A 12,979-nucleotide genomic window follows, 5' to 3' on the forward strand; every position below is an offset into this window, starting at 1 on the left:
ACTGCTCCTTACACCACAATTTGTGCCAGCTTGACATTCATATAGTCGAGGAGACCTTCGCTTCCCCCTTCCCGCCCCATGCCACTGGCTTTAATCCCGCCAAACGGCGCTTCAGCCGCCGCCAGCGCATAGCTGTTGATCCCCACCATACCGGATTCGAAACGGGCGACGGTTTCACGCATCCTGGCCGGGTCACGAGTGAAGGCATAGGCGGAAAGCGCAAAGCCGCTATTGTTGACCCGTGCCCACAGATCATCGTCATCGCCAAAAGAGGTGATGGCGGCAATCGGGCCAAAGTTTTCTTCGGCCAGCGCCCGCGCCTCATCCGGCAGGTCGGCAATCACCGTCGGTTCGAAGAAATAGCCGCCATTGCACTCGATACGCCGTCCACCGGTCACCACCCGGCCGCCTTTACGCCTGGCATCCTCAACGATGCTTGCCATCTCCTCCAGACGGCGGGGATGAATCAACGGCCCCATTTGCGTATCCGGCTCCAGACCATAGCCGACCTTCAGTCTGCTGGCGCGCGCGGCAAAGCCGTCGACAAACGCGGCATAGCAGCTCTCATGGACATAGAAACGATCGCAGGTCACACACACCTGGCCGCTGTTGGCAAATTTGGTGGCTACCGAGAGATCCAGCGCCTTATCGATGTCGGCATCCGGCCAGACGATCACCGGTGCGTTCCCCCCCAGCTCCATACTCAGGCGTTTGATTGTGGCGGCGGAGTCGCGGATCATCTGCTGCCCCAGCCGGGTCGACCCGGTGAGTGAGATCTTCTTCACCAGCGGCGAACTGACCAGCGGCTCGTAGGTAGCAGAGGTCGGCCCGATCACCAGATTCGCCACGCCGGCGGGCAGACCCGCCCGGCGTAAGCACTCAAAAATCATCATCGCCGAACCAGGAACTTCGCTGGAGGGACGCAGCACCACCGCACAACCGGCCGCCAGGGCAGGAGCCAGCTTACGCGCCACCAGCACTACCGGAAAATTCCAGGCGGTGAACGCGGCAACGATCCCCACCGGCTCATGGTGTACCTCCAGACGCCCGCCCGGTACGCGGCTTTCAATAATGCGACCGTAGATACGCCGCGCCTCTTCGGCATACCAGACAAACTGATCGACCGACAGCTCCCACTCACGTTTCGCTTGTGCCAACGGTTTACCGCTTTCCCGGGAGATCGTCAGCGCGGCCTCCGGCGCCATCGCCACCATTTCTCGCGCCACGGCCTGCAGGATATCGGCACGTTGCCAGGCAAGGGTTTCTCGCCAAAGCGCCAGTCCCTGCCCGGCACTAAGCAGCGCATCCTGAGTATCGCTTTCTGCCGCCGCCGTAATCTGGCCGATAATCTGCCCATTACCCGGATCGCATACCGCGATCGATTGCGGACCGCTCCCCCGACGCCACTCTCCCGCAATAAACTGCCCATAATCGTCGTACATTGTCGTCATGCCTCCGGCTGCTTTCCTGCCTTAAAATCACCATTAATTGCAAACATAGGTTATAAGCAACAAAAATTGCAATAAGGGGATTTATGACAAAACAAACGAGGGGGATGTGTATTTAATCAATAAAAATCAGTGAGATAAAAAACGAAATCGCAACGTTTATTTCAAAATAAATAAAAATGAAAATTTATTTTTACGATAGCAATCACAAATTTCATCCAAGTTTTTTCCCAGCAGCCGAACGATCGGATAGAAATAATTGCAGATGAGCTTTTACTCACAATTTTTATTGCAGTAACGTGCAGGCATAACGGTGTACTGTCCAGGAAGACCATCAAATGAGTCAGAAAAAACACAACCAGCTGCCGGATAACACGATCCCTCATCGCAACTATGAGCAGATCGTGAATGAAATCACCCGCCGCTATCCCCAGCTGTCGGAGCGCTTTCAACAGGCCGCGCGTTACATTACGCAAAACCCCAATACCGTGGCGCTGGAGTCGATTAACGCCATAGCCGCGAAATGCGGTATGCACCCTTCGGTGCTGGTCCGTTTTGCCCAGGCGTTCGGCTACAGCGGATTTAAACAGATGCAGAGCGTCTTCCAGACCCGGCTGGCGACGGCGGCACCGGGATATAATGAGCGGATTACCGCGCTGGAAAACGACCTGAAAAAAAATCAGCACCAGGGCAATCTGGGTTTTCTGCAAAGTCTGGTGATCCGTGATATCGCCACCCTGCAGGAGCTATTAAGCAATGTCAGCGAGCAGGACCTGGATGTTACCGCCCGGTTGTTGAAAGAGGCAGATACGATTTTTATCGCCGGTCAGTTACGTTCGGAACCGGTAGCGCAGCTCATGCGTTATCTGCTGACCATGCTGAATCGCCGGGTTTGCCTGCTGGACTCCTCCGGGGGGCTGGCCCAACAGATAGCCAGCAATATGCGTGAAGGCGACGTACTGCTTGCCATCTCTTTTCGCCATTACGCCAAAGAGGTGATTGCCATCGCCGATGAAGCGGCTATCCGGCAGATCCCTGTCATCGCCATGACCGATAGCCCGCTTTCGCCGTTGGCCAAAAATGCCCGGGTTCTGTTTACCATCCCCGAAGAAGAGTACAGCTTCTCGCGGTCGCTGGCGGCCCCGGTGTGCCTGGCGCAAAGCATTGCGATGGCATTAGCGTCGGCGCTCTCGCCTGAGGAAGCAGAACCACGGCTAGAAACGCTGACTGAGCAAGCCCAGCACGCGAGCATGGGACGTAAACGCCAGCGCGACTGATGGAGAATGAGATATCCCCCTCTCCCGGTCTGCCGGGAAGGGGTAACCACAGCCTTTTTTTGCAACTTTTATTGCTAGCCAAGCACATAAAGCAATAAAAGCTGTCACCCGTAACCAGGATGTCCTTAGACGGCATCCCCTTTTAGAGTGAGTAAAAGCATGGCTACTGTTCGTTGTACGGCGGCTCAGGCAATCGTCCGTTATCTGAGCAATCAGTTTACAGAGGTGGACGGGAAACAGGTTCCTCTCTTTCCGGGGGTCTATGGCATTTTTGGTCATGGTAACGTCACCTGCTTAGGTGAAGCCCTGGAAGCCGCACAGGAAACCCTCCCGACCTGGCGTGGACAGAATGAACAGTCCATGGCTTTTGCCGCCGTCGGTTTTGCTAAAGCGATGGTTCGGCGGCAGATTATGGTAGTCACCGCGTCCATCGGACCGGGCACGACTAACCTGTTGACGGCGGCAGGTGTCGCCCATACCAGCCGCTTACCCCTGCTGATGATCTGTGGCGATAGCTTCGCCCGCCGTCGTCCGGATCCGGTGATGCAGCAGATAGAACACTTTAACGACCCAACCCAAACGGTTAACGACGCGTTCAAAGCCGTCAGCCGCTACTGGGATCGCATTACCTACCCGGAGCAGCTCCTCTCCTCTCTGCCGCAGGCGGTCGCCACCATGCTCGATCCCGGCGACTGTGGTCCGGCGTTTATCGGTATCTGCCAGGATGTGCAGGAGATGGCGTATGACTATCCGGACGCCTTCTTTCAGCCGCGGGTGCATCTGACGGCGCGCCCACGGGCCGATCGGGTACAGCTGGCCCTCGCCGCAGAACGACTGCTGCGGGCGCAACGTCCGTTGATTATCGCCGGTGGCGGAGTACGTTATTCGCAGGCAGAAAGCGCGCTGGAAAATTTCGCCACAGAACATGGGATCCCGGTGGTGGAAACCATTGCCGGCAAAGGCACTTTCACTCATCACCATCCGCTGCATATGGGCCCGATTGGCATTCTCGGCTCCACTTCCGCCAATGAGCTGGCGGCCAATGCCGATGTGATCCTCGCTATCGGCACCCGGCTGATGGATTTTGTCACCGGCTCATGGACCGTATTCAGCCATGACGCGCAGTTTATTACCCTCAACGCCGCGCGTTTCGACGCGCATAAGCACCTGTCGCTGCCGCTGGTGTGCGACGCTCGCGAAGGGCTCAATGATTTACACGCGGCGCTGGGCAACTGGCGGGCAGACGCCGCGTGGCTGGAGAGAGGACGTCAGGCTTTCGTGAAGTGGAATGCGCTGATCGCCGAAAAACAGGAGCCGACTCCGGCGGAAGGTGACCCGACCTACGCCCAGGTCGTGGGTATCGTCAATGCGCAGGCGGCGCCGGAAGACTACATCATCAGCGCCGCCGGCGGGCTACCGGGCGAGCTGGTCAAAGGCTGGCGGGTGAAAAATCCGGGTACCTTCGACTGTGAGTTCGGCTTCTCCTGCATGGGTTACGAGCTTTCCGCGGGTTGGGGGGTCGCAATGGCGGGGCTCGATCGCGATGTCATCGTGATGATCGGCGACGGCACCTACATGATGATGAACTCGGATATCTACTCCAGCGTCCTCTCCGGGCATAAATTCATTCTGATCGTCTGCGATAACGGGGGATATGCGGTGATCAACCGCCTGCAAAACGCCAAGGGCGGCGCGTCGTTTAATAACCTGCTGAAAGATTGCCGGGTGCAGGAGCCTTTTCATGTTGATTTTGTCGCTCACGCGCAATCAATGGGAGCCTGCGCCCGCAAGGTTAATACGCTGACAGAGCTGGAAGCGGCCATTCAGTGGGCGAAAGGAAATGACCGTACGACCGTCATCTCTATCGCCACTCATCCCTGTAGCTGGACACCAGGGGATGCCTGGTGGGATGTCGGGGTGCCGGAAGTCAGCGCCCGTGAATCCGTGAACCAGGCTTACACCGAACATCTTACCGGACGCCAGCAGCAACGTGTCGGCTTCTGACCACAACACAACACGTAGATAAAGAGGCATAACCATGAATAATTTCGCCGGCAAAGTCGCCGTTATCACCGGTGGCACCCAGGGTGTGGGTGCTGCTATCGCTCGTCAGCTGGCCGAAAATGGTGCCAGCGGCATCATCATCTGTGGTCGAAACCAGGAAAAAGGACGCCTCGTCGCCGACGAGATTATGAGCCGTACGGCAGCCCAGGTGACGTTCGTGCGTGCCGATCTCTCTTCGGTAGACGATTGTCGCACGGTGATCGCCAAAGCAGATGAGTTATTCAAGCGGGTGGATGTGTTGGTCAACGCAGGCGGGATGACCGACCGGGGATCGATTCTTGATACCACGCCGGAGCGCTTTGACAGCATTTTCGCCACCAATGTACGCGGCCCGTTCTTTCTGATGCAGGAGACGATCAAAATTATGCGCCGGGAAAACATTACCGGTAGCATCGTCAATATCTGCTCCATGTCATCATTGGCCGGCCAGCCGTTTATTGCCGCCTATTGCTCATCAAAAGGCGCCCTCGCGACGTTAACCCGCAACACCGCCTACGCGCTGTTACGCAACCGGATCCGCGTAAACGGGCTGAATATCGGCTGGATGGCCTCGGAAGGTGAAGACCGCATCATGAAGACCTATCACGGTGCGCAGGATGACTGGCTGGAAAAAGCCGCCGCCTCACAGCCCTTTGGCCGTCTGATTCAGCCGGAAGAGGTTGCGCGCGCGGTCGCCTTCCTCGCCAGCGATGAGTCCGGGTTAATGACCGGATCGGTGATTGAGTTCGATCAGTCCGTCTGGGGCGGTTACGATCAGTCCCCTGCTCCGGTCGCGCCGCTGTAAACAGGATCGCGCGCCATGAAAAACGCCTGATGTTAACCATCAGGCGTTTTTATTGACGATGTCTGGCGCCTGCGATCAGGGCTGCGTATTGTTGCTGCGAATCTCTTTCCAGATGCGATCGCAACGTGCTTTCACCGCCTGGTCATTGCCGGTACGGGTCGCCTGAATACATTGTTGGTAATCCAGAACGCGCACGCTTTCCTGGTTGGCAAACGCTTGATGCTGTTTCTCTTCTTTCAGCACGTCCAGCACGCTCTGGCAGGCCTCCACTTTGTCCGGGTTCCCTTCCGCCGTATTGATACAGGCGCTATAAGCATCTTTTAACTTCGTATCTTCCTTCGGTGCGGGGGACTGCGTGCAGGCTACCAGGCCCGATGCCATAACCGCGATGAGTAATAGCTTCTTCATATTCGACCTCTCAGGCTTGCGGCAGGTTTACGCCTGCCGCTGCGGCATCAGAAAATAGTGAACGGGGCAATAACCATGAACTTCACGTCACGCTCGTCCTGGAAGATGTTGCCATAGCCACCGCTCCAGCTCGGGATATCGGAGTGGTTGTCGTATTGGGTAAAGTGCAGTTTGAACAACGTCCCTTTCGCGCGGCCGTCCTGGACGGTGTACATGGCATCGAGGCTATAGGCGGACTCTTCCAGACGTTTGTCCGGGTTGTAGTAAGCGTCCGGCGTGGACATTTTGCCCGGTTTAGCATCCCACGCGTACACGTATGACGCGCCGAACGCCCAGCCCGGCATATTCCAGTTCTTCATGTCATACATCGCACCGAAGAACACCGCTTTTTCACCGTTGGCGTTGAAGTCAGAGCGGTTATCCCACCAGATATCAAGACGACCGTTGGAGGAAGCATAGGTCGGAGTCATACGCTGCAGGAAGTAGCCCTGCTGGCCTTCAGCTTTCACCCAGGTGCCTTCCAGACGCAGATCGAGGACATCAGCAACCTTGTAGCCAAAGGTCAGCGCCTGCAGCCAGGCGGTACCGTCGTAGATATCGTTCGTACCGCCGTTACTGACTTTGTCGCGGGTGCCGTAGAACTGGTAGCTGGTATTTAACGGCGTTCCGGCAATATCAAATTTATAGCTGGCTTTGGCAAAATACTGGTCGATATAGCCTTCAGCCTGACCAAACGCCGCTTCCAGCACGAGGTCATTTTTAAAATCGTATTTGGCACCCAGTGAGTGCAGATAATCGACTTTGGTTTTCTTGTCGTTCTGGTAGAACTTATCCATCTCAATGTGCCATGGCGCTTTGTATTCGTTCGTCCACATATAGGAGAAACTCAGCGCGCCGGCATCGCCATAATCAAAATTGGCGCCGGCTTCAGCACCCTGGTAAGTACCCGGCATAAAGCTCCAGTGCGGAGCCAGCAGCGTTTGCCCGGTTGGCTGGATATAACCGCCGCGAGCCCATACCGGGCCATATTTAAATTTCGCCGCAGCTTTATACAGGCTGATCCCGCTCTTATCGCCAGAGTAATCTTCGTCGTAGGCTTTATTTTTTGAGGAGAAGGCAATTTCGTTCGGGTGACCGCTTTCGCTGCTTTCCGCCATTTCAATTGCGGTGAAGGCAGCCACGTCAATACCAAACATATCAGCGGCATAGCCGGACTGGAAATCCAGATTGGCGTTCCAGGTCGAATGGGAAAGGTTGGTTTTGTATTTATCGCCGTCGGTCACATCTTTCCGGTCGCGCTCACGCTGCCAGTAGTAAATGCCGCCGGTTAAGGTGGAATCATCAATAAAACCTGCTGCGCTGGCCTGCGGAACAACGATCCAGCCCGACATCGCGGTGACGGCGGCAATAGCCAGCGCCAGCGTACTACGTTTGCCACTAAACGTACGCATGTGCATATCCTCTTTGACGTTTTAAAAACGCGGAGCCAAAGGCAAGCCGCGAAAAAATAAATAAGACTGCTAAAAAGGTGGAGCGGTAAAAGCCGCGTAACCACTGCTGATAGACTATTTTTCGTGACGCGAATTATCAATCTCTTTCGCCGATCAAAGCTTAAGATTATGACAAAGCGCACATATTCTATTTCTTTTTGTAACAATATCAGGTCTCATACTTTTTACGCGTAAGTAATTACTAAATCGAAAGAAAATAACGAATGAAAGCGCTTACAGCCGTTTTAGGTACCGGCGGGAGGAGTGGCAGGTCTGGCAGATATGACAAACAGCAAACAAGATTAATTCGCATCGCGAAAATAACGAACTTAATTCACTGATTCCAAAATAAAAAAAAACGCCGCTACATGCGGCGTTTTTACACAGAGACGACGGCCAGGCCGCGACGAAAAATTTACTCGCCGACTTTAGCCCAGGTATCACGCAGACCAACGGTGCGGTTAAACACCAGATGCGTTGCGGTTGCATAGCGGCTATCGAGACAGAAATAGCCTTCACGCTCAAACTGATAGGCTTTGCTGGCTTCCGCAGCGGCCAGGCTCGGCTCAGCGAAGCCCTGCTTGATCACCAACGATTCAGGGTTCATCACCGTCAGGAAGTCTTCTTCCGCCCCTGGATTCGGCACGCTGAACAGGCGATCGTACAGACGGATTTCCACCGGCAGCGCGTGCGCCGCGCTGACCCAATGGATAACGCCCTTCACCTTGCGACCATCGGCAGGATCTTTGCTCAGCGTATCGGCGTCATAGGTACAGAAGATGGTGGTGATCGTGCCCTCTTCATCCTTCTCTACGCGCTCGGCCTTGATCACGTAGGCATTACGCAGGCGAACTTCTTTACCCAGCACCAGACGCTTGTACTGCTTATTCGCTTCTTCACGGAAGTCGGCACGGTCGATCCAGATCTCCGCGCTGAACGGAACTTCACGGCTGCCCATCTCCGGTTTATTCGGATGATTCGGCATCGTCACCATCTCGCTTGCATCCTGCGGGTAGTTTTCGATGACCAGCTTAACCGGGTCGATAACGGCCATGGCGCGCGGAGCGTTTTCGTTGAGATCTTCGCGGATGCAGGATTCCAGCGACGCCATCTCAATGGTGTTGTCCTGCTTGGTCACGCCAATGCGCTTGCAGAATTCACGAATAGAACTGGCGGTATAGCCGCGACGACGCAGACCGGAAATGGTCGGCATACGCGGGTCATCCCAGCCTTCTACGTGCTTCTCGGTAACCAGCTGGTTCAGCTTACGCTTGGACATCACGGTATATTCGAGATTCAGACGCGAGAATTCGTACTGACGCGGGTGAACCGGGATGCTGATGTTGTCCAGTACCCAGTCATACAGGCGACGGTTGTCCTGGAACTCCAGGGTACACAGGGAGTGCGTAATGCCTTCCAGCGCATCGCTAATGCAGTGCGTGAAGTCGTACATCGGATAGATGCACCACTTGCTGCCGGTCTGATGATGATCGGCAAATTTAATGCGGTACAGTACCGGATCGCGCATGACGATAAACGGCGAGGCCATATCGATTTTCGCACGCAGGCAGGCCTTCCCCTCTTCAAAACCACCGGCACGCATTTTTTCAAACAGCGCCAGGTTCTCTTCCACGCTGCGATCGCGATACGGGCTGTTTTTACCCGGCGCTTTCAGCGAACCGCGATATTCGCGAATTTCATCCGCCGACAGTTCGTCAACATAGGCCAGGCCTTTGTTAATCAGCTCAACGGCATACTGGTGCAGCTGGTCAAAATAATCAGACGAGTAGCAAACATCCCCGGACCAGTGGAAACCTAACCACTGCACGTCGTTTTTAATCGACTCCACGTATTCGATATCTTCTTTCACCGGGTTGGTGTCATCGAAACGCAGGTTGCATTGGCCTTGATAATCCTGAGCAATACCAAAGTTCAGGCAAATAGACTTCGCATGGCCAATGTGCAGATAACCGTTCGGTTCCGGCGGGAAACGAGTATGAACGGTGGTGTGCTTACCAGTAGCCAGATCTTCATCGATGATCTGACGAATAAAGTTAGTCGGGCGGGCTTCTGCCTCACTCATCGTGGGTTCCTCAAAGCGTAAACAACGTATAACGGCACATGATCTTACAAGCGGGGCGTAGAGACAACTATTAGTTACTGAAAATACGTATCTGAAGAAGATTATGGGGTCAGATGGGCGAAAAAAAAGCGGCGGAGGTTTCCCCCCGCCGCTCAGGCATAAACGCTACTCAGGAGCCTTACTTGCCTTTAATCTCATACAGCGGCGTCTGACCTGCCACAACCTTACCGGTTGCCAGAATCACCAGCGCACTGTAATCGTCGCTGTTGCTGCACACGACCGGGCTGATCATGGAACGGGCATTGGCATTCAGGAAGTCCAGATCCATTTCCAGAATCGGCTGGCCAGCCTGCACTTCCGCGCCTTCTTCAACCAGACGTTTGAAGCCCTGGCCGTTCAGCGCCACGGTATCGATGCCCATATGGACGACGATTTCCGCGCCATTTTCCGTTTCCAGACAGAACGCGTGGTTGGTGTTGAAGATCTTCACGACAGTACCGGCAGCCGGAGCCACGACGGTTTTGTCGGTCGGTTTCACCGCCACACCATCGCCGACCGCTTTGCTGGCGAAGGCTTCATCAGGCACCTGCTCCAGCGCAACGATATCACCGGTAATCGGCGATACCAGCGCGGCGATGGTTTTGGCGTTAGCCACGGCCTGCGGTTTTGCAGTCGGAGCGGCCGCGGCCGGTGCCGCGTTGGCTTCTGCCGCCGCCACGGGTCCCGTCGTTTTCATCGCGTTAGCGATTTTTTCCGCCACGAAGCCGACAATGATCTGTACGCTGGTTTTGTTCAGGCGAATAACGCCAGACGCGCCCAGACGTTTCGCCAGCGCTTCGTTCACCAGTGAAGAGTCCTTAACGTTCAGACGCAAACGGGTGATGCACGCATCGATACCGGTCAGGTTGTCAGAACCGCCGACTGCAGCGATGTACTGACGTGCCAGCCCTGCAACATCCTGCTCGCTGCCGCTGCTGACATTCACATCCTGGCCATCCGCTTCGCTACCGGCAACGGCCAGTTCGCGACCCGGGGTCATCAGGTTGAATTTGGTGATGGTGAAGCGGAAGACCACGTAGTAAATAACAAAGAAGACCAGACCCTGCGGGATCAGCATCCACCAGTGGACCGCCAGCGGGTTACGGGACGACAGCACCATATCCACCAGACCGGCGCTGAAGCCGAAACCGGCAATCCAGTGCATGCTGGCAGCGATGAACACGGAGATACCGGTCAGCACGGCGTGAATGACATACAGCACCGGCGCCACGAACATGAAGGAGAACTCCAGCGGTTCAGTGATCCCGGTAAAGAAGGCGGCAAAGGCGCCCGCCATCATAATACCCAGCACTTTTGCCTTGTTCTCAGGACGCGCGCAGTGGTAGATAGCCAGCGCCGCACCCGGTAAACCAAACATCATGATCGGGAAGAAGCCCGCCTGGTAACGACCGGTGATTCCCACAACCGCTTTACCTGCTTCGATGGACTGAGCGCCGCCGAGGAAGTTAGGGATATCGTTAATACCGGCAACGTCAAACCAGAACACGGAGTTCAGCGCGTGGTGCAGACCGACCGGAATGAGCAGACGGTTGAAGAACGCATACACGCCCGCACCGACGGAACCCAGTTTCTGGATATGCTCACCGAAGTTCACCAGACCGTCGAAGATAACCGGCCAGATGTACATCATGATGAACGCGACAACAATCATCACAAAAGAGGTGAGGATCGGCACCAGTCGGCGGCCGCTGAAGAAGGAGAGCGCTTTCGGCAGTTCAACGCTGCTAAAGCGGTTATACAGCTCCGCGGAAATGATCCCTACGAGGATCCCCACGAACTGGTTGCTGATTTTCCCGAATGCAGCCGGAACCTGATCCGCCGGAATCTTCTGGATCATGGAAACCGCAGCCGGAGAGCAGAGCGTGGTCAACACGAGGAAGCCCACAAAACCGGTAAGCGCCGCAGCGCCGTCTTTATCTTTGGACATACCATAAGCCACACCAATGGCAAATAGTACGGACATGTTGTCGATGATCGCGGAACCGGATTTAATGAAGAACGCCGCCAGCGCGTTGTCTCCACCCCAGCCTACCGGGTCAATCCAGTAACCGACACCCATTAATATCGCTGCCGCCGGCAGCGTGGCGACCGGCACCATAAGCGCGCGGCCAACCTTTTGTAGATAACCTAGAATACTCACTTTATTCCCCCTATGAGACCCCGATAAGGCTCATTCAAAGCCACTTTTTTATTGTGTAACCAGGTTGGTTTTTTAACTTACTTGCAAAGTGTGTGGAAAATTAATTCGTATCGCAAATTAAATGCGTATTTTTTGTGACTATAATCACCAAATATCGTATTAACCCCTCCCTGCGACTGGCTAACATCGAAAACTTATTTTATCATTCAAAAAATCAACACGGATTGACCCCGCTCGTCGTAGTGACTGTAATACTCTTAATAGTATGCCGGCGCCAATCCGCCAGGTTCTAATTTAACTATAGAGGTGAAGAATGAGACTGATCCCCCTGGTAACCGCTGAACAAGTCGGCAAATGGGCCGCTCGCCACATCGTTAACCGCATTAACGCGTTCAAACCGACGGCGGACCGTCCGTTTGTCCTGGGTCTGCCTACCGGTGGTACGCCTCTGACCGCTTACAAAGCGCTGGTTGAAATGCACAAATCAGGCCAGGTTAGCTTTAAACATGTTGTGACCTTCAACATGGACGAATATGTCGGTCTGCCGAAAGAGCATCCGGAAAGCTATCATAGCTTCATGCATCGTAATTTCTTTGATCACGTTGATATTCCGGCGGAAAACATTAACCTGCTGAACGGCAATGCGCCAGATATCGATGCAGAGTGCCGCCGTTATGAAGAAAAAATCCGCTCCTACGGCAAAATCAACCTGTTTATGGGCGGCGTTGGCAACGACGGGCATATCGCCTTCAACGAACCGGCCTCTTCACTGGCCTCCCGTACCCGTATTAAAACCCTGACCCATGAAACCCGCGTGGCAAACTCCCGTTTCTTCGACGGCGACGTGGATCTGGTGCCGAAATATGCGCTGACCGTGGGTGTGGGCACCCTGCTGGATGCGGAAGAAGTGATGATTCTGGTACTGGGTCACCAGAAAGCGCTGGCGCTGCAGGCAGCGGTTGAAGGCAACGTCAACCATATGTGGACCATTACCTGTCTGCAGCTGCACCCGAAAGCGGTGATCGTCTGCGACGAGCCGTCCACCATGGAGCTGAAAGTGAAGACGTTGAAATACTTCAATGAATTAGAAGCCGAAAACGTCAAAGGGCTGTAAGGTAGTCTCGTCCTGCGGCCTGTCCGCAGGACATTTCATTTTTTTGCTACACCAGCTCCGCCAGGCGGCATCAGAGCAACCATACAGAAGCCAGCCTGCAGCAGAGCGCGT

9 protein-coding genes are annotated in these 12,979 nt (G+C 54.9%); 4 read left to right on the forward strand and 5 right to left on the reverse strand.

From position 1 onward, the window contains the following. Nucleotides 1–8 precede the first annotated feature (8 nt). The gene (locus AC007G_RS01635; RefSeq protein ID WP_227520732.1) at nt 9–1,451 is read right to left on the reverse strand and encodes an NAD-dependent succinate-semialdehyde dehydrogenase; all 1,443 of its coding nucleotides are present in this window, start codon (nt 1,449–1,451) and stop codon (nt 9–11) included. Between the two features lie 335 nt (nt 1,452–1,786). On the opposite strand from AC007G_RS01635, the gene AC007G_RS01640 reads away from it, so the two are divergent. The 3 genes from AC007G_RS01640 to AC007G_RS01650 all read left to right on the forward strand — a co-directional run bounded on the left by AC007G_RS01640 (nt 1,787) and on the right by AC007G_RS01650 (nt 5,573). Further along, nucleotides 1,787–2,725, forward strand: a complete 939-nt coding sequence (locus AC007G_RS01640) for a MurR/RpiR family transcriptional regulator (protein WP_050461029.1) — start codon at nt 1,787–1,789, stop codon at nt 2,723–2,725. Between the two features lie 159 nt (nt 2,726–2,884). After that, complete coding sequence (iolD, locus tag AC007G_RS01645; RefSeq protein WP_479466529.1) at nt 2,885–4,729, forward strand: 3D-(3,5/4)-trihydroxycyclohexane-1,2-dione acylhydrolase (decyclizing); 1,845 nt, start codon at nt 2,885–2,887, stop codon at nt 4,727–4,729. Between the two features lie 34 nt (nt 4,730–4,763). Next, nucleotides 4,764–5,573 carry an SDR family oxidoreductase gene (locus AC007G_RS01650; protein WP_032696392.1) on the forward strand — a complete coding sequence of 270 codons (810 nt, stop codon included), beginning with the start codon at nt 4,764–4,766 and terminating at the stop codon, nt 5,571–5,573. Nucleotides 5,574–5,648: 75 nt separating this feature from the next. Here the strand turns inward: AC007G_RS01650 and AC007G_RS01655 are convergent, their stop codons facing one another. The 4 genes from AC007G_RS01655 to nagE all read right to left on the reverse strand — a co-directional run bounded on the left by AC007G_RS01655 (nt 5,649) and on the right by nagE (nt 11,754). Then, complete coding sequence (locus AC007G_RS01655) at nt 5,649–5,981, reverse strand: ChiQ/YbfN family lipoprotein (RefSeq protein ID WP_032688836.1); 333 nt, start codon at nt 5,979–5,981, stop codon at nt 5,649–5,651. Nucleotides 5,982–6,028: 47 nt separating this feature from the next. Continuing rightward, on the reverse strand, nt 6,029–7,432 hold the full coding sequence (chiP, locus tag AC007G_RS01660) for a chitoporin ChiP (RefSeq protein ID WP_032688837.1): 1,404 nt from the start codon (nt 7,430–7,432) through the stop codon (nt 6,029–6,031). A 454-nt stretch (nt 7,433–7,886) separates the two neighbouring features. Next, the gene (gene glnS, locus AC007G_RS01665; protein ID WP_032688838.1) at nt 7,887–9,554 is read right to left on the reverse strand and encodes a glutamine--tRNA ligase; all 1,668 of its coding nucleotides are present in this window, start codon (nt 9,552–9,554) and stop codon (nt 7,887–7,889) included. Nucleotides 9,555–9,732: 178 nt separating this feature from the next. Beyond that, entirely contained in the window at nt 9,733–11,754 is a 2,022-nt protein-coding gene (gene nagE, locus AC007G_RS01670) for an N-acetylglucosamine-specific PTS transporter subunit IIBC (RefSeq protein WP_032696394.1), read from the reverse strand. Between the two features lie 313 nt (nt 11,755–12,067). Between nagE and nagB the strand changes: the two genes are divergently transcribed. Beyond that, nucleotides 12,068–12,868 (forward strand): glucosamine-6-phosphate deaminase, encoded by an 801-nt coding sequence (gene nagB / locus AC007G_RS01675; RefSeq protein WP_004859594.1) that lies wholly within the window; start codon nt 12,068–12,070, stop codon nt 12,866–12,868. Nucleotides 12,869–12,979 lie beyond the last annotated feature (111 nt).

This window comes from Klebsiella sp. CSG-1, from assembly GCF_056521145.1.

Coding starts and splice junctions, on each gene's coding strand:
- chiP (WP_032688837.1), bottom strand. CDS start 7,432: ATGCGTACGTTTAGTGGCAAACGTAGTACGCTGGCGCTGGCTATTGCC.
- AC007G_RS01640 (WP_050461029.1), top strand. CDS start 1,787: ATGAGTCAGAAAAAACACAACCAGCTGCCGGATAACACGATCCCTCAT.
- AC007G_RS01655 (WP_032688836.1), bottom strand. CDS start 5,981: ATGAAGAAGCTATTACTCATCGCGGTTATGGCATCGGGCCTGGTAGCC.
- glnS (WP_032688838.1), bottom strand. CDS start 9,554: ATGAGTGAGGCAGAAGCCCGCCCGACTAACTTTATTCGTCAGATCATC.
- AC007G_RS01650 (WP_032696392.1), top strand. CDS start 4,764: ATGAATAATTTCGCCGGCAAAGTCGCCGTTATCACCGGTGGCACCCAG.
- iolD (WP_479466529.1), top strand. CDS start 2,885: ATGGCTACTGTTCGTTGTACGGCGGCTCAGGCAATCGTCCGTTATCTG.
- nagB (WP_004859594.1), top strand. CDS start 12,068: ATGAGACTGATCCCCCTGGTAACCGCTGAACAAGTCGGCAAATGGGCC.
- AC007G_RS01635 (WP_227520732.1), bottom strand. CDS start 1,451: ATGACGACAATGTACGACGATTATGGGCAGTTTATTGCGGGAGAGTGG.